Source organism: Bacillus sp. S14(2024) (assembly GCF_050473785.1).
GTDB classification, from domain to species: Bacteria; Bacillota; Bacilli; order Bacillales; family Bacillaceae_G; genus Bacillus_A; species Bacillus_A yunxiaonensis.
Genome location: NZ_JBFLUP010000006.1, coordinates 3,398,048 through 3,414,550, shown reverse-complemented (window position 1 = coordinate 3,414,550; position 16,503 = coordinate 3,398,048). Strand labels below are relative to the sequence as shown.

Sequence of the window (16,503 nt, the reverse complement as noted above, 5' to 3'; positions counted from 1 at the left end):
TATATTAGTAAGTTATAGTCGGGCACAATTCTTTAGAAAATACATGTAAGATTACGTATTTTCCAGGGAATTGTGTACGACTTTCTTTGTTATGTTGAGCTTTCATTCCTTTTCCTCTAGCGCTGCATAAACTCTTATTGTAAAGCAGGATATAATAAAGTGAAACTTCCATCAGTGGTTTTTTTTCATCCCCCACTGATGGAAGCTCTCACCAATCGGGGTTTAACGGGCAGTTATCCCTCACCTATCTTCTGTAGAAAAGCGGAAGCGGCTCGCCCAGAATCTCCGGACGTTGGAGCACCCGACAGAGAGGTGCTCCAACGTCCGGAGATTCTAGCCGCTAGAGCTGGACAACGCTTCTCTCCTAATCTTGAGGTCGAGGTTTTACTGCCCGCGAATAGCGGGATAAATAATTCCACTTATAACGTTTATAAATTTAAATTTTTTAATTTACATTATTTACATAATAGTGTATTATTTGACTAGTACACTATAACATTAGGAGGAAGAAATGAAAATTGAATTTTCTCCCAACATCCCTATTTACATTCAGGTGATGGAATACATAAAAAAGGAAATTGTAACAGGTCATTTATCGCCTGGTAGTAAAATTCCCTCTGTACGTGAATTAGCTAGTGAGTTACAAGTGAATCCGAATACAATTCAACGTACATTTCAAGAGTTAGAACGCGAGGGTATCGTTGTGACACGTAGAGGAATGGGAAGATATGTAGTGACTGAAGGAGAGAAGATTATGGAGCTGCGAAAGGGTATGGCGAAAGAGTTGCTTCATGCCTTTATAAATGGAATGAACAACTTAGGGTTTTCAGAGGAGGAAATGTTGTCCATTCTTCATTCTTCATTAGAAGAGAAAAAGGGGAAGAACAGATGCGAGAATTAGTAAAAATAGAAAATCTATGGAAACGTTATGATTTAAAAGCTGTGATTAGAGATGTAAACGTAACGATAACAGAAGGGAAAATTATTGGTCTTGTTGGGGATAATGGGAGCGGGAAAACGACGTTGCTGAAAATGATTGTAGGTTTGCAGCATCCTTCTCAAGGAAATATTTTCATTGCTGGTAAGAAAGTAGGTCTAGAAACGAAAAAAATTGTTTCATTCATGTCTGACCGTCCTATATTTGAAGAGTGGATGACTGTAAAAGATGCTTTGTTTTTCTATCGCGATTTTCACGAAGATTTTGATATTCAAAAAGCGGTGGATACAATCGCGAAATTGAAAATTCCGTTAGAAGAAAAAATTAATGCTTTATCAAAGGGAATGGTAGAAAAACTACAGCTTATTTTAACATTTTCACGACATGCAAAATTATATGTATTAGATGAGCCGCTTGGCGGAATCGATCTTGTTTCACGGGAGCATGTACTAGAGTTAATTCTTCAATTCTATCGCGAAGACTGTACAATTTTAATTTCTACTCATTTAATTGGCGAAATTGAAAACTTATTTGATGAAATAATTTTTTTAAAGGATGGAGAAATTGTGCTATATGAAAATGTAGAAGATATTCGTTTTCAAAGAGGAAAAGCAATACATGAGTTGTTCAAGGAGGTTTTTGGACAATGAATCAACTTCTCCATTATTTATATAACTGTAATAAAAAGAAAATATGGATAATTTATACGGGATTTATTACGATTTCGCTTATTCTTTTATTTAATTTTATGGGTTCTTTTAAGCACATGACTCCAATAAAACAAAATATAATATTGGTTTTGTTTATATTATTATTTACTATAACGGTATTTTCAATTGGATTAATAGCAGTCTCATCTTTTCGGAGAATGTTAAAAAATTCTATGATTCGTTATACAGCTGTTCCATCTAAAAAGTACTTATATGCAAATCTATTATTTTTTACGCTAATGTTTATTCTACTGTCTTTGATAGGTTTGGGATTTGTTCATTTTTTTTCTTTGAATATTTACGAGAAAAACACAAATGGAGAGATTCAACGAGCAATGCACCACTTATATAATTATGGGATATTTCATCATTTCTTTTCTATCTTTTTATGGATTATAGATTTAACAAGTTTGTTAGTTTCTATATATTTCATAATTGCAGTTATAAAACTCTTTAATGTGAACTCTTTATTAAGTAAGGTTTTATTTATATTTTTCTTTTTGCTTTTTGGCGGAATTCAACTCTTTACAACTACTCTCCTAGAAAAAATAGATAGATATGTATTTTATACAAAAAATGTTGGATTTATAGATAAAAATGGTTTTTTCGAAACGTCATTTTATGTTAATGAAGGGGCAAGTATTTCGTATGTATGCTTTATATTGTTATCGACTTTCCTTTTCATATTCATAACATCCTACATCATTGACAAAAAATTAGAAATTTAAAGGAGGAACAGGCATTGGGAAATGTAGTAGTGAAATTAGAAAATGTTCATAAAAAAATAGGCAGTGCTGAAATTATTCACGGTCTTTCGTTTGAAGTGCAGGAAGGGGAAGTATACGGCTTTCTTGGACCAAATGGGAGCGGGAAGACGACGACGATTCGGATGATGACAGGTCTGATTTCAGTAACAGAAGGCGATATTACAATTTGTGGTCACAGTATACGTACTGAGCGTGAGAAAGCGTTAGAGTGCATTGGAGCAATTGTAGAGAATCCTGAACTATATGAATATATGACAGGGATGCAAAATTTAAAGCATTTTGCTAATATGGCTGTTACGCCAATTCGTAAAGAACGAATTGCAGAAATTGTAAAGCTTGTTGAACTAGAGCATGCGATTCATAAAGAGGTAAAAACATATTCTCTTGGTATGAAACAACGTTTAGGGATTGCACAAGCGCTTTTGCATAATCCGAAAATTTTAATTTTAGATGAGCCAACAAATGGTTTAGATCCGGCAGGAATTCGTGAAATTCGTGATTACTTACAGCGTTTAGCAAAAGAAGAAAACATTGCAGTCATTGTATCAAGTCACTTGCTAAGTGAAATTGAGCTGATGTGTGATCGTGTCGTTATTATTAAGAATGGACAATTTGTGCAAGAGTATAGTTTACGCGAACAAGTAAAAGATGACGATCAAATTGTAGTAGCATTTGAAGTGGATCAAGTAGAGGAAGCAAATGAACTGCTAAAAGGAACCGTACAAGAAAAGAAAATTATTGTGTCTGTCATGAAAGAGGAAATTCCACAACTTGTGAAAAATTTAGTGCATGCTGATGTTCTTGTGTACGGTGTAACAGTTCAAAATAAATCATTAGAGGATGAATTCTTAGCAGTTACAGGGGGAGGGAAAGCATAATGATAAAATTAATTCAAAACGAGTTTTTAAAGTTACATGCGAAAAAGAGTATGTATATTTTGTTAGTCGTACTAGCAGTATTAGAAATAGCAGGAGCAGTTATTTTCAAAAAGTGGGCTCCACCTGAATTGAAAATCGAAGGATTTATCATGTTCGCAGAGCAAAATATTGGAATGATTGCTACATTTGCAACAATCTTTGGTATTACACTAGCATCCCGCACAATTACAGAAGAATTTCAAAAAGGAACAATTAAACAATTGTTAATTCGTCCGAGAAAGCGAATTACGATATTATTTTCAAAGTATATTACAGTCCTCTTAGCTATATTATTTGTATGTATTGCTTCTTTACTTACAGCCATGTTAATTGGTCTCATTGCATTTGGCGGGAACACTGGAGCGGTAACTTTTGCAATTTTGTTAAAACGTTTTGTATATAATATTTTACCGATATTCTTTTATCCAACAGTTGCATTCTTACTAGCGAATATTTTTAGAAAATCAGTTTTACCATTAGTTATTACACTATTTTTCTTCTTCATAGAGGGAATGTTAAAAATGCTAGTATTCCAATTTGCCCAAGGTATAGCAAAATATATTGTAATGTTTCACTTAAATTTAAATATGTATGATAGTAATGTGTTGCTCAGTCAAGGGGCCAAACCAATATTTACAGAGTTTAGCTTTACAACTTCTTTGTTATTTGTATTAGCTCATTTTGCTATTTTACTTGTTGCTTCCAGTGCATTGTTCCAAAAGCGCGATGTTCTATAAGGAAATAAATCCCCGCTAAGCGGGGATTTATTTCCTTTAGTTATATCATAATAAAAGAAAAGATTGCAGTATATTGATAATATAATGTGAATATATCATGTTGGAGGTGTTTTCTATTAATCTTGCATTTTCACGTATTCGACTTCGAAGTTTTTTTGGATGGATGATTTTAGGTGCATTCATTGCATATCTTCTATTAGGGAGTATTAAAAGCAGTTCATTTGAGTTTGTTTCAGAAACATTGGTGTTCTTTGTTTTTCCGTTACTTTGGTTATTTTATAAGATGAAAAAACATAACGCAGTATTTACAAGTTTTTTTGATAAACCAGCATTAATTCCATGGGCGCTAATTTTGATTGCTACTGCTATGGGAATGATTTTTTCATTTGGTATATCTTTTATTCAATATTACATATTAGCTCAGCTAATTCCTGATTTTCTAGTTAATTTATTAAGTAATGGAAATGTTATTGATATGAGTACTACTTTTACAAAGATTTTTAGTGTGATTTCAGCTTGTATCTTTGCCCCAATTATGGAAGAAGTGATTTTTCGCGGCTTTTTCTTAAATCGAATGACGTATAAATGGGGTGTGAAACGTGCTATTATCGTTTCTTCACTTATTTTTGGATTCGGGCATATTGATGTGATTGGTGCGTTTTTATTTGGCGTCGTTATGTGTCTTTTATACATTAAGACAAAAAGCTTATGGACAAATATTATTGTGCATGCCTTAAACAATAGTGTTGTTAGCATCATTCAATTCAGTGATAGCAGCCGCGCACAAGAAGCAGTGAAAATCGCTGATCTGCAAGCACAGAGTAATTTATGGGTTGGTTTGGTTATTATTATTATTAGCTTATTATGGCTTGTTCCCTTTATTCGTAACAATTGGCGTACCGTAAAAGAAGTTGGACTGCCATCATTACGGATCATTCAAGAGGAAAAACAAGCTGACTTGATTGCACAGCAAGCCACATATAGTCAAGTTGTATTAACCGAACGCTATATGGCTGTCGAATTGCCTGATGAAGCTGTCAATCATTTGCGTTTAGAAGAACGTGATTATGTAAAAGTGGAACTAGTTGATGATACAATTGTGATTAAAAAAGCAGATGAAAGAGAAAGGCTCTCCTAAAGAAAAATGGAGAGCTTTTCTCTTTAGTAAATAAGTATTTCTACGTGGAAATTGTTTCCGTTTTTTATATATTTAATATCTGTTACAGTACGTACCTTCTTTAAAATTTCTACTTTTTCACCGATTCTCGGAATAGTTGGAACATTGTCCCAAATACCAAGCAAATCATCCATTGTCTTTGTCTTTTCGTAAAACCAAATTTTCACCGTGATGCCCCTCTCTTATTTTTTTGTATTTTAATACATAATAATACATTTTTATTCTTTTTGTAAGGGGTTTTAACGTATTTTTTGAATGAATTTAACAAAAAAATTTTCACTCATGAAAGACATGTTCAACATTAGGTATTAATGACATTTCTGAATCTTTGCGATGAATTTACAACACTTGTGACCGTAGAAGAAATTTTGAATTGCTTAGATAAAGATTGTAGTAAAAAAAGTTTCTTACTTTAATATTATAGTGAGAAAATAAAGAATAATTTTATAGAAAAAAATAAGAATATTTTGTATAATTACATTACAATAATTTTGAAAACAGAGGTGGCAGCGTATGGCACATATTCCAGTAAAAAAACTAGAAACATTATTAGCATTAGCTGATGATGATAAACAAAAACAAAAAGAATTTTACGAAACATTGTTAACAACATATGTTTATGTTGCAGGAACAGTTGATGTAAAAGAAGGAGATTCACAAGGAACAGTGCATTTACGTTATTTCCAAGGTGATGGAAGATGGATTTTACCATTTTTTACACAGCTTGAATTTTTACAAGCCGTACTGCCTGAAGATGTACCTGTGATTACGATTCGTGGAAAAGAATTATTTGAGAACATTGATGCGGAAGCAACAGCGGTCTTAAATATTGGTACAGATCTTGATAAAACATTTACACCTCCAGAAATTGCTGATATTGCTTCGGAAAGAATTTTTAATTATTATCTATAAAGTACCGTTACCATTTCTCCTATGCGTCATATAGTATTAGTAGCTTGACCAAGGGGGGATGGAGATAGATGGCTAACAATAACAATAATAACAACAACAAATACAGCAACTGCTGTTGGAATAACTGGAACTATTGGAATAATCGTAATAACAATAATAACAACAATAATAACAATAATAACAACAACAATAACAATAACAACAACAAGAATAACAATAACAACAACTGCTGTTGGAATAACTGGAACTATATGAATAATTTGAATTACTTGAATTATCGAAACAAGAATGATAACAATAAGAATAACTGAATACAAAAAAGGAGAAGTAAGACAAGCTTCTCCTTTTTTGTTTCCATATAAGTTGACAGTAACAGAGACCCTCACTTCAAGGTTTTGAGGAACTAAAGAAGATAGATGGGTGATGAAGAAACTCTTACTGATGGAAGCTTTAGTTTATACCAGAAGAGATAGAAAGCGTTTTTTGTTTTCCATTTATTGTAGCAGGAACGCCAAGAGGCACTCCTATGTTTGGCTGTATATGCCCAATTGGTAAACCGCTTAAAAGAGGGATATTATAAGAGATAATGTAATCATATAGAATTTCAGAAATAGATAAAGATGGTTTTGGAGATGTGCAGTTGTGACAACTTGCAAAGATTACACCGGCACACTGTTCAAATTTCTTTCCTAAGCGTAATTGATTTAACATACGATCAATGCGATACGGTTCTTCTGCAATTTCTTCTAATAAAAGTAGTTTCTTTCTTGTATCAATTTCGTAAGGTGTACCGAGTGTGCTTGTAATTACAGCTAAATTTCCCCCTATAAGAGGGGCGGTGATAGAACAAGCAAAAGAATGAATAAATTCTGCTCCTTCTAAAATAGTAGAGTACGGATGGAAGAGTTGTTTGAAGGAGGAAAAAGAAAGAGAATCAAGGCCTTTTCCCAATTCCTCCATCATAGGACCATGGAAAGTGACGAGTTGTGAAAATTGTCCAAAAGCAATATGTAGAGCTGTAATATCGCTATATCCCCAAAAGATTTTTGGGTTATCTCGAATTAGTGCGTAATTAATATAAGGCAGAAGGCGACCGGTACCATATCCGCCTCTTGCACAAAAAATAGCTTTTACATATGGATCTGCGAAGGCTTTGTGTAAGTCATGAACACGAATGGCATCATCGCCGGCTAAATAGCCTCGTTTTTCTTGTACGCTTTGTCCAATTATAACGAACAATCCTAGTTCTTCTAATTTTTGTTTTGCTTGAAGAATATGCTCTATAGATGGTGGACCTGCTGGAGCAATGATCATAACGGTATCTCCGTATTTTAACGGTTTAGGATACTGCATCAAAATTCCCTCCTTTTCTTTCACTATATTCACTTATATGATATTCGATCCTTGTGAAAAGAAGGAAATCATTTGGTATGACAAGAAAGTATAAGAGAAAGGGGAGAAGAAAAGATGTTCCATAGTCGAGTATGTGAGAAACTGCAAATTACATATCCTATTATTCAGGCGGGGATGGCGGGAACAATTGTAACCCCAGAGCTAGTAGCCGCTGTATCTAACAGTGGAGGATTGGGTACATTGGGTGCAGGATATATGAGCCCTGAACAAATCCGTTTAGCCATACGTACGATTCGTCAGTTAACAGATAAGCCGTTTGCGGTAAACTTATTTATTACAAAAGAAGTGAAAATTGACGAAAAACAAATAGAAGAGACACAAAGCCTGCTAAAGCCCATTCGAGAAAAATTACAATTGGGAATAGCGAAGCAAACGTTACATCTGCCGAAAAATTACAAAGAACAGCTGCAAGTTCTTATTGAGGAGAATGTTCCTGTTTTTAGTTTTACTTTTGATACACCAAAACAGGAGGAGATAGAATTATTAAAAAGAAAGGGTATAAAAGTAATTGGTACGGCAACGAATGTAGCAGAGGGGAAAATATTGGCTCATTTAGGAGTAGATATTATTGTTGGACAAGGGAGTGAAGCAGGGGGACATCGTGGAACATTTCTAGGAAAAGAACAAGATTCTATGATTGGAACGACTGCGCTTATTCCGCAGCTTGTTGATGCTGTTCCGCATATTCCAATTGTTGCTGCAGGTGGGATCATGGATGGACGGGGAGTAGTGGCAGCCTATGCACTTGGTGCAGAAGGGGTACAAATGGGTACAGCCTTTTTAACCTGTTATGAAAGTGTAGCTCATGAGGCACATAAAGAGGCAATTATAATGAGTACAGACCAAAGTACGACAATGACTCGTGCATTTTCGGGGAAATATGCGAGAGGGATTCGAAATACTTTTATTGAACAATTGGAAAGTAAAGAAGGGAAATTTCCTGTATATCCAATACAAAATGTATTAACAACAGAAATTCGCCAAGCAGCAGCGATACAAAATAATAGTCAATATATGTCACTTTGGGCAGGGCAAGCTTCTTCTTTAGCCAGAACAGAAGAGGCACAGAAAATTATAATGAGAGTGATTAAAGAGGCGAAAGAGACATTAGAAAGATTACAAAGCACAATCTATATATAAAAAAGAACGCTTGAAAATTCAAGCGCTCTTTTTAGTTACTCTTATAAAATTGCTGAAGTGCCTCGTCGACATATACCCAGCCTTTCCAACCTAAATGCATCGTATCTTTTAAGAAATACTTATCATATTCATGGCTTGAAAAATCTGCAACTGGGAATCCAGCTTTTTTAATTTGGTCATTTATTTTTTTATAGTACACATCACGTCGTTCTTTCGGGAATCCAGCATAATCATACCATGGACCATTAACTGGCACAGAAATGAATAATGGTTTTGCATGCTGTTGCTTTAAAATGTCTAAAACCAATTGGAAATCGTCATATTCTGGCGATTCATTGAATGATTCATTTGCTCGATATCCTTTTAGACGCTCTAATTTGTTTTTAATCCCTTTGTTATAGTAGGGATCTTCAATGCCGAATGGATTTGTTTGTGATTCCGCTTTACCAGTTTTTTCTGCACGGTTACGAATATCGTTCCATGCAAGGGATTTTAATTCAGGATCCGTATGTGTTTTTCGCGGTTTAATATCAAACATTGATGTAACTAAATCTTTACGATCCAAAATGTTACGATATACGTACGCAAATGGTTTTGCTGCTGCCGCTTTCACTTTATGTTTTGTATCGTCATATACGATTCCTTCTAAAGAAGTTTTTAGGAGTGTATCTTTACGAACAATTTCAAAACTTAATAAGCGGTTTGCAATTTGTTTTTTCATTTCAGGCTTTAATTCATTGTTAAAGATTAAATGATAAGCTTGCTGAGATGAAAAGTTTGGCGCAAAATGAACTTCGTCTAACCCTTGTTTTACAAACCATTGCGGTGAAAGGACAAAGACAATTTTGCGATCTTTTAACTGATCCATTGATGATGCTAGATTTAACACATGAGTAAGACTTTGTGTCCCACCGCGACCGATAAGAAACGGAGTAAATTCTTCATTTTTCACTTTAAAGTAGTTAGATGGATGATATACATCTAACCGAGAAAATTCCGATGAACCGTACATCGGAAGGTATTTTGGATCTTCTAGCGCCTTTTGTTGCAGTGCAATGCCTTGGAACATTTCTTTCTTTAAAGATGTTGAGGCATCGTTGACCTTTTGCTCCCCGATAAGTGGTAAAAGGAAGCGTGATGGGATAAATAACACCACGCAAAAAAGAGCAAATGCTAGAAGCATCGGGCCAAACGTTGGTTTTTTCATCGCATATCTTCCAGTTTCTTAATAATCATGTTTGGTGTTGCCCATTCGTCGCGATCAAAGTCAGAAATAGACACTTCAATACCTAAACGTTCTTGAAATTCTACTAATAAAGATACTGTACCGAAAGAATCAAGAATACCTTCTTCAAATAATTGTACATCTGTATTTTCTTTTACGATATCATTTTCACATACTTCTTCTAAAATATCTAATACTTGATCTTTAAATTCAGCCATTGTGTATTCTCCTTTATATCCATAATGTATTATGTGTAACTTCCTAAGAAGTTTTTAACTAAAAGTGTCTGCCTAGGTTACCAGAGAAGAGTAGGAGACCGAGACAAACGAAATGGAATGTAATGATAATTCCAAGGACATGTGTGAATTTATTATTTGGCCAAAACTTATGCTTTTTATTTTTACGTTCGAATATATCAAACGCAATAAACAAAATTGCATGATATAAGCCATACGTAATATAATACCACGTTAGTCCATGCCAAAGTCCCATAATTCCAAAGTTTAAAAATGCACCGATATAAGAAATTGTATAACGGTTTTTAATTAGTTTTTTCTTTGTCGCAAAAAAGACAAAGCGCATATAAATAAAGTCGCGGAACCAGAAAGATAATGTCATATGCCAGCGGTTCCAGAAGTCTTTAATATTACGACTTAAAAATGGCTTGTTAAAGTTTTCAGGCGTTTTAATACCCATCATATAACTTACACCAATTACGAATGCGCTATATCCTGCAAAGTCAAAGAATAGATAGAGACTGTACGAGTACATATCAGTCATAAATGAAACAAATGTAGCTTGTTTAGAAATTGCTGCATCCCAAATATGGTTTTTAATTAAGTACGCAATAATAAATTTGTAAAGAAAACCCTGGAAAATACGATTGATTCCTGTATAAAGCATTGCCTTATACTCATCAGCTGATGGTGGTTTCTCTACATCTTTTTGAAAGCGACGATACCGATCAATCGGGCCTGTTGAAATCGCTGGGAAGAACAGAAGAAACTCCCAAAACTTAAATAGGGTTATTTCTTTAATAAGCCCATCGCGAATTTCAAATATCATTTGTACCGCTCTAAAGGTTACGTATGATATACCAAGAAATACGACAAATTTTATAGCTGGTATATCAAAAAATACGGTTGATTTTAAAGCTGGTACAACAGGTGTGATTTTTACTAAGATAAGCGGTAAAATCGACAAAATCACAGCAGCGCAAAAGATGCTCGTTTTGTTATTACGCTGTCGCAGTGTTAAATATCCTTTAATCAAAATAAATTGCCAAATTGCAAATATTGCTAATGCAACAGCTTGTTTTGGTTTATCCGAAAAGATAATCGCCAGCATAATAAGTGTTACAACCGCATTATATTTGCGCAGCATTTTCCCTTGTAACCCAGCAATGATGGTAGGGATAAGCAAAATGCCCACAATCACGAAAAAATAAAATGATGCATATGGGGTCATGCTGTAACCTCACTCAATAATTTTTTACGATCTACTTTTCCATTTGGTGTCATTGGAATAGAAGATTGATACATGAATTTTCGTGGAATCATGTAATTCGGTAATCGTTCATTGAGTTCTTTTTTAATCGCGGATGTTAATTTGAATTCTTTTTCAAAAGAATGTTCACCCGGAACAACAACTGCTAATAAGTAGTCGTATTTTTCACCCTTTTTAATTGGAAGTACCACAGCAGCTTCCACATACGAACATGAACGAAGGTGATGTTCAATTTCTTCTAATTCCATACGATAACCGTGTAGTTTAATTTGGAAATCAAGACGACCATTATAGAAAAGAAGTCCATTTTCTAAATAACCAGCGTCACCTGTTTTGTAAGCACGTTCGCCGTCAATAACAGTGAATGCTTTTTCTGTTAATTCAGGGCTTCCTAAGTATCCAACACTTACACTCGGACCAACGATTACGATTTCACCTTTTTCACCATCAGGTGCAACAGTACCATCTTCTTTCATAATGATGATGCGGCAATCTGATTTACAGTAACCGACTGGAAGAGATTGATACTTGTCTACTACTTCATTTGTTACATGAATACCAGTTACAGCAACAGTTGCTTCTGTTGGTCCATATGTATTCATAATAGTAGCTTTTGGGAAGCGCTCTAATAGTTTTCTTGCAACATCATTAGATAATACTTCACCGCAGAATAAGAATGTTTTCATGTTTGGAAGCATACCTTCTGAGAAAGATGGTTCCATTAAACACATTTCTGCAAAGGATGGTGTAGACGTCCAAACTTGTACATCTGATTGTTCCAAAGAAGCAAATAAATCTTTTGGACGTGCAATCATATCTTTATCAATTGCCCATAGTGTACCGCCTGTTACTAATGACGGGTAAATGTCCATAACAGATAAGTCAAATGAGAATGGTGCTTGGTTTAAAAAGACTTGTCCGGTTTGTAAGTTGAAATCTTCAATTGCCCATTTTGTGAAGCTTACAAGACAATTATACGTAATTTGTACACCTTTTGGATTTCCAGTACTTCCTGATGTATAAATAATGTAGAAGTTGTCTTCACCCTGTACTGCATGTTCAGGATTTGCTCTTTTTCCTTTATGAGTAAGAAGAATATCTTCTAATTTAGTTCCATCAACAATCTGAACTGGTAAATCAGCTATTGTAACATCTGTTGGAGATACAAGTAGCTTTGCACCAGAACTTTCTGCAATACGTAGCACACGATCAACTGGAATGGATACATCTACTGGAATGTACGCATGCCCAGCTTTGACACACCCTAAGAAACAGACAATCATTTCTGGCTGCATATGTCCGTATACCATAATTGGCGAACGGTCATCTTCATATTGAGAAGAAATCCAAGATGCTAATGCATCAGAGTCTTCTTTTAATTGTCTGTACGTAATTTTCGCATCTCGCCAAACGAAAGCGGTTTGGTCAGGCGTTTCAACCGCCCACTTTTCGATTTGTTCTAATAACATCATAACGCTCCCACCCTAAAATTCATTGTAAATAAATGTACTTGTGTTTGTATCTTGGAATCCATACAACCATAGTAAAGCAAGTAAAATCGCAAGGTAATAACAAGTTTTTGCAACCCATTGCGTGAGTGGTTGAGACCATATTTCTTTTATTGTTTTCATGTCTGTCCCCCTCTATAAAATAGTATCCGTATGTAAGTATCATATCCTACATTACTTTGAAAAACACAGAGATTCCACATTTTAGGAAAGTGTAATATCAAAAGGCTCTTTTCTGATAGTAGCACTAAATATAAAAAAAGAAAATCCCTAACTTAACAATTATATTACATTCCAGATAGAATTGTAATTCCTTTGCAAATGAAAGAGGCATGATTATATTTCTTCTAACTAAAATAGTACATAAAATCTTGTTGTACAAAGGAATAAGGTCATGATGATAGAGTAAGATTCTTGAAAATAGAATAGGGGGTTAAACTGAATGAAATCATCTCAAGTAGATTGGTTATTATATCTTTCTGAAGAAAACATTCGAATGTGGCGACGTTATTTACATCAGCACCCTGAATTGTCATTTCAGGAGAAGCATACGGCACAGTTTATATATGATACATTGCACTCATTTTCTTATTTTGACCTAACAAGGCCAACAACATGTAGTGTAATGGCAAGAAGAAAAGGAAAAGGTTCAGGGAATGTTATTGCGATTCGAGCAGATATAGATGCACTTCCAATTCAGGAACAAACGGCGAAACCATATGCATCTATTGTACCAGGGGTTATGCATGCTTGCGGTCATGATGCACATACAGCAATTTTGCTGGGTGTGGCTGAGGCGTTAGCAAAATATAATGAAGACTGGGGTGGAGAAATTCGTCTTTTGTTTCAACATGCTGAGGAACAATACCCTGGCGGAGGAAAAGAGATGGTGGAAGCAGGAGTTATGGATGGCGTAGATTATGTCATTGGTCTTCATGTAATGTCAGGACTGGGGAGTGGACAAATAGGAATTTCCTATGGACCAATGATGGCAGCACCGGATGTATTTACAATTGAAGTTAAAGGAAGAGGAGGACATGCTGCTCATCCGAAACAAACAGTGGATCCTATTGCAATTGGTGCACAAATTATTACGAATTTGCAACATCTTGTGTCAAGACGGACGGATGCGTTTGAACAACGGGTGGTATCAGTCACGCAATTTCATGCAGGAACAGCTGATAATATCATTCCTGAGACAGCAACGATTCTAGGAACGGTGCGTTGTTTTGAGAACACATTACGACAAGAATCTAAAGAAATTATTGAACAAATTGTGAAGGGAATTACAGCAGCACATGATGCAACCTACTCATACACGTATCGTTACGGATACAATCCGGTAATAAATGACTCCTATGTAACAAAGATAGTAGAAGATAGTGCCATTGAATTGTTTGGAAAAGAAAGTATTATCTCACTTTCTCCTTCTATGGGAGGTGAGGACTTTTCTGCATACTTACAAAAGGCTCCAGGCTGTTTTATAAAGTTAGGAACGGGAAATAAACACAAAGATACTTGTTATCCACATCATCATCCGAAATTTGATGTGGATGAAACAGCATTAATTCGTGGTGCACAATTATTTTTGCAAGCGGCAATGAAGTTATTGAAAGAGTAAAGTAAATTAACAAACATTGGATAGTTAAATAGATGTTCTGTAACAAGCAATTTTTTTAGAAGAATCTCTTTGTTGATGGAAATTTCACTTTATCCAGCTACTTTCGGGCAGTAAGACCCCCACCTCAAGATTCAGAGAAAGCAAAGAAGGTAGATGGAAGATAAACTGGATTGGCGAGGGCTTTCCATTAGTGAGGGATGAAGAAACCCCCTACTGATGGAGCTTCACTTTATATTACGGGATAAAAAAAGGCAACTGCGAGTATCGCAGTTGCTTCTATTTCTTTCCGTTTGAGAGGGTTAAGAAAGAACTATGCTCATTTATAATATATGTATGTCTTCCGGACAAGCTTGTACCTTTTCATCAATTTTTTAAAAAAAGTTATGTTGTACTTAAAAGGATTAAAAGTAGAATCAACGCCAGAAGATGAAGATGCTGAAGAGTGCCTTCGTTTTGGTATAGAGTTTGCAAACTATCTTTCTTAAAGATGAGAGCGAGGCGGAGTAAGTACAGAGGAAACCTCGATTAAAATAATGGCGAATTATCATAAAAAAAGATGCGAAAAAGCATCTTTTTTTATTGTTGACATGAAAAGCGTTTCATGAATTAAGTTCATAGTGTAAGGGGATGAAAAATAAAGAGGAGGAATGTTGAATGGGGAATGAATTAGAAGTATTTCAATGGTTAGAAAAACAAAAGGCTCCTTTTTCGATACGACTACAAATTTTTCAAGCATTTCAACTGTATAAATTAGTAATAGAAATGGATAAGAAAATAATGGGATTTGAGGAAAAGAAATTAAGGGAAAGCGTTTAGCGCATTCCCTTTAAAACGTGTAACAATTTTTGTTGATATGCTTCAATTATCTTTGTATCATTTGTTTCAAAACCATATACAAGGTCATGCAGTATAGGACTATATTGATAAAAGGAAATGATTCGTTCAAAAAATGTTGCATCCTTGTTATTCGTTAAAGTTGCATATTCTTCGTATACTTCTAATGTAAAGGTATGGCCATAATCAGCGTATAATCCAGCAAAATCAAATGCAGGATCACCAATTTGTGCATCTCCTATATCAATGATACCAGCAATGTGCTTAAGAAGAGGATGAAATAGAATATGTTTGTGTGTTAAGTCAGCATGAATAACTGTTTGTAAGGATGAACTTGTATATAATTGCTCTAAAAATGTTTGGAATAGTTTATTCAATCGTTTCGTTTCTTCTATTGTAAATGTAGTAAACAGATAATGTTGTAGTTTCATATGTAGCTTTTTCCAATATTCAGCTGTTTGTTCAACTTGAAATCCCCACTCTTTTGCAAGTGTAATAGGAACTGTATGGAAAGCAGCAAGAAATGATGCAAGTTGGGTAACAATTTTTGTTTTTTCATTAATTGAGAGATTATGTAAGTAAGATGTTTTGAATGGTTTACCATGAATCATTTTATAGTAACTGCAAACAGGAGTTGTATCTATTTTATTTTCGTATAGAATATGATAGTTTGGTACTTCTATTTGTTGTGTTTGCAACATAGGAGACAGTACCTCATATAATTGTTTTTCACGAGGGATTTTTTTTGCGTATTCAACTTTTCTAGGAAATCGAAATAACCATTCATCGTTTATCAGAATAGCAACATTATCCCAACCGCTTTCATCTTGATGAAAGGAATGGATAGGCAAATTCGGGAGTGTTTTTCGAATGTATTGCATATAATATGTCATTTTTTCCCCTCTTTCTTTTATTATTCCACATGAACGGGCAGTAAGATCCTCACCCAAAGATTAAGAGAGAAGCGTTGTCCAGCTCTAGCGGCTAGAATCTGCCCCCTCGGACGAGGCAAAAAGCGCCTCTCTGCCTTGGGCGAGGGCGTCCTGCGATTTTGGGCGAGCCGCTTTTCTACAGAAGATAGGTGGAAGATAACTGCTGG

The 16,503-nt window shown here is 34.9% G+C and carries 19 protein-coding genes; 10 read left to right on the top strand and 9 right to left on the bottom strand.

Features of this window, described 5'->3' with window-relative positions; all coding sequences use genetic code 11:
• The first annotated feature begins 511 nt into the window (after nucleotides 1–511).
• The 6 genes from AB1279_RS17450 to AB1279_RS17425 all read left to right on the top strand — a co-directional run bounded on the left by AB1279_RS17450 (nucleotide 512) and on the right by AB1279_RS17425 (nucleotide 5,206).
• Complete coding sequence (locus tag AB1279_RS17450; protein ID WP_429760065.1) at nucleotides 512–901, top strand: GntR family transcriptional regulator; 390 nt, start codon at nucleotides 512–514, stop codon at nucleotides 899–901.
• A complete protein-coding gene (locus AB1279_RS17445; RefSeq protein WP_429760063.1) occupies nucleotides 889–1,587 on the top strand; it encodes an ABC transporter ATP-binding protein in 699 nt (232 codons plus the stop codon). The genes AB1279_RS17450 and AB1279_RS17445 overlap by 13 nt, the downstream gene beginning before the upstream one ends.
• Entirely contained in the window at nucleotides 1,584–2,375 is a 792-nt protein-coding gene (locus tag AB1279_RS17440) for an ABC transporter permease (RefSeq protein WP_429760062.1), read from the top strand. The genes AB1279_RS17445 and AB1279_RS17440 overlap by 4 nt, the downstream gene beginning before the upstream one ends.
• A 14-nt stretch (nucleotides 2,376–2,389) precedes the next feature.
• Nucleotides 2,390–3,292: an ABC transporter ATP-binding protein gene (locus AB1279_RS17435; RefSeq protein WP_429760060.1), complete on the top strand. Its 903-nt coding sequence runs from the start codon at nucleotides 2,390–2,392 to the stop codon at nucleotides 3,290–3,292.
• Nucleotides 3,292–4,068, top strand: coding sequence for an ABC transporter permease (locus tag AB1279_RS17430; protein WP_429760059.1), 777 nt, complete (start codon nucleotides 3,292–3,294; stop codon nucleotides 4,066–4,068). Before AB1279_RS17435 ends, AB1279_RS17430 begins: the two co-directional genes overlap by 1 nt.
• Before the next feature lie 97 nt (nucleotides 4,069–4,165).
• Complete coding sequence (locus tag AB1279_RS17425) at nucleotides 4,166–5,206, top strand: CPBP family intramembrane glutamic endopeptidase (protein WP_429760058.1); 1,041 nt, start codon at nucleotides 4,166–4,168, stop codon at nucleotides 5,204–5,206.
• Nucleotides 5,207–5,229: 23 nt separating this feature from the next.
• On the opposite strand, the gene AB1279_RS17420 is transcribed toward AB1279_RS17425, so the two are convergent.
• Entirely contained in the window at nucleotides 5,230–5,412 is a 183-nt protein-coding gene (locus AB1279_RS17420) for a DUF3913 family protein (RefSeq protein WP_336482665.1), read from the bottom strand.
• A 346-nt stretch (nucleotides 5,413–5,758) separates the two neighbouring features.
• On the opposite strand from AB1279_RS17420, the gene AB1279_RS17415 reads away from it, so the two are divergent.
• Nucleotides 5,759–6,157, top strand: coding sequence for an SseB family protein (locus AB1279_RS17415; protein WP_429760057.1), 399 nt, complete (start codon nucleotides 5,759–5,761; stop codon nucleotides 6,155–6,157).
• A 26-nt stretch (nucleotides 6,158–6,183) separates the two neighbouring features.
• Here the strand turns inward: AB1279_RS17415 and AB1279_RS17410 are convergent, their stop codons facing one another.
• A complete protein-coding gene (locus AB1279_RS17410; RefSeq protein WP_429760056.1) occupies nucleotides 6,184–6,543 on the bottom strand; it encodes a hypothetical protein in 360 nt (119 codons plus the stop codon).
• Nucleotides 6,544–6,607: 64 nt separating this feature from the next.
• Nucleotides 6,608–7,510 (bottom strand): S66 peptidase family protein, encoded by a 903-nt coding sequence (locus AB1279_RS17405; protein ID WP_429760055.1) that lies wholly within the window; start codon nucleotides 7,508–7,510, stop codon nucleotides 6,608–6,610.
• Between the two features lie 114 nt (nucleotides 7,511–7,624).
• Between AB1279_RS17405 and AB1279_RS17400 the strand changes: the two genes are divergently transcribed.
• Nucleotides 7,625–8,710, top strand: a complete 1,086-nt coding sequence (locus tag AB1279_RS17400; RefSeq protein ID WP_429760054.1) for an NAD(P)H-dependent flavin oxidoreductase — start codon at nucleotides 7,625–7,627, stop codon at nucleotides 8,708–8,710.
• A gap of 31 nt (nucleotides 8,711–8,741) precedes the next feature.
• Here the strand turns inward: AB1279_RS17400 and dltD are convergent, their stop codons facing one another.
• The 5 genes from dltD to AB1279_RS17375 are packed head-to-tail and all read right to left on the bottom strand — an operon-like array spanning nucleotide 8,742 to nucleotide 13,072.
• Entirely contained in the window at nucleotides 8,742–9,917 is a 1,176-nt protein-coding gene (gene dltD / locus AB1279_RS17395) for a D-alanyl-lipoteichoic acid biosynthesis protein DltD (RefSeq protein WP_429760053.1), read from the bottom strand.
• Nucleotides 9,914–10,153 carry a D-alanine--poly(phosphoribitol) ligase subunit DltC gene (gene dltC, locus AB1279_RS17390; RefSeq protein ID WP_020061867.1) on the bottom strand — a complete coding sequence of 80 codons (240 nt, stop codon included), beginning with the start codon at nucleotides 10,151–10,153 and terminating at the stop codon, nucleotides 9,914–9,916. The genes dltD and dltC overlap by 4 nt, the downstream gene beginning before the upstream one ends.
• 58 nt (nucleotides 10,154–10,211) lie before the next feature.
• On the bottom strand, nucleotides 10,212–11,402 hold the full coding sequence (dltB, locus tag AB1279_RS17385) for a D-alanyl-lipoteichoic acid biosynthesis protein DltB (RefSeq protein ID WP_429760052.1): 1,191 nt from the start codon (nucleotides 11,400–11,402) through the stop codon (nucleotides 10,212–10,214).
• The gene (dltA, locus tag AB1279_RS17380) at nucleotides 11,399–12,913 is read right to left on the bottom strand and encodes a D-alanine--poly(phosphoribitol) ligase subunit DltA (protein WP_429751152.1); all 1,515 of its coding nucleotides are present in this window, start codon (nucleotides 12,911–12,913) and stop codon (nucleotides 11,399–11,401) included. The genes dltB and dltA overlap by 4 nt, the downstream gene beginning before the upstream one ends.
• Before the next feature lie 12 nt (nucleotides 12,914–12,925).
• On the bottom strand, nucleotides 12,926–13,072 hold the full coding sequence (locus tag AB1279_RS17375) for a teichoic acid D-Ala incorporation-associated protein DltX (RefSeq protein ID WP_429751151.1): 147 nt from the start codon (nucleotides 13,070–13,072) through the stop codon (nucleotides 12,926–12,928).
• A 319-nt stretch (nucleotides 13,073–13,391) separates the two neighbouring features.
• On the opposite strand from AB1279_RS17375, the gene AB1279_RS17370 reads away from it, so the two are divergent.
• Together AB1279_RS17370 and AB1279_RS17365 are read left to right on the top strand one after the other, a co-directional pair.
• Entirely contained in the window at nucleotides 13,392–14,570 is a 1,179-nt protein-coding gene (locus tag AB1279_RS17370; protein ID WP_429760051.1) for a M20 metallopeptidase family protein, read from the top strand.
• A 654-nt stretch (nucleotides 14,571–15,224) separates the two neighbouring features.
• Complete coding sequence (locus AB1279_RS17365; RefSeq protein ID WP_429751148.1) at nucleotides 15,225–15,386, top strand: hypothetical protein; 162 nt, start codon at nucleotides 15,225–15,227, stop codon at nucleotides 15,384–15,386.
• Here the strand turns inward: AB1279_RS17365 and AB1279_RS17360 are convergent.
• Nucleotides 15,383–16,297: a phosphotransferase family protein gene (locus AB1279_RS17360; protein WP_429760049.1), complete on the bottom strand. Its 915-nt coding sequence runs from the start codon at nucleotides 16,295–16,297 to the stop codon at nucleotides 15,383–15,385. The two genes, AB1279_RS17365 and AB1279_RS17360, sit on opposite strands and share 4 nt — an antisense overlap.
• Between the last annotated feature and the right edge of the window lie 206 nt (nucleotides 16,298–16,503).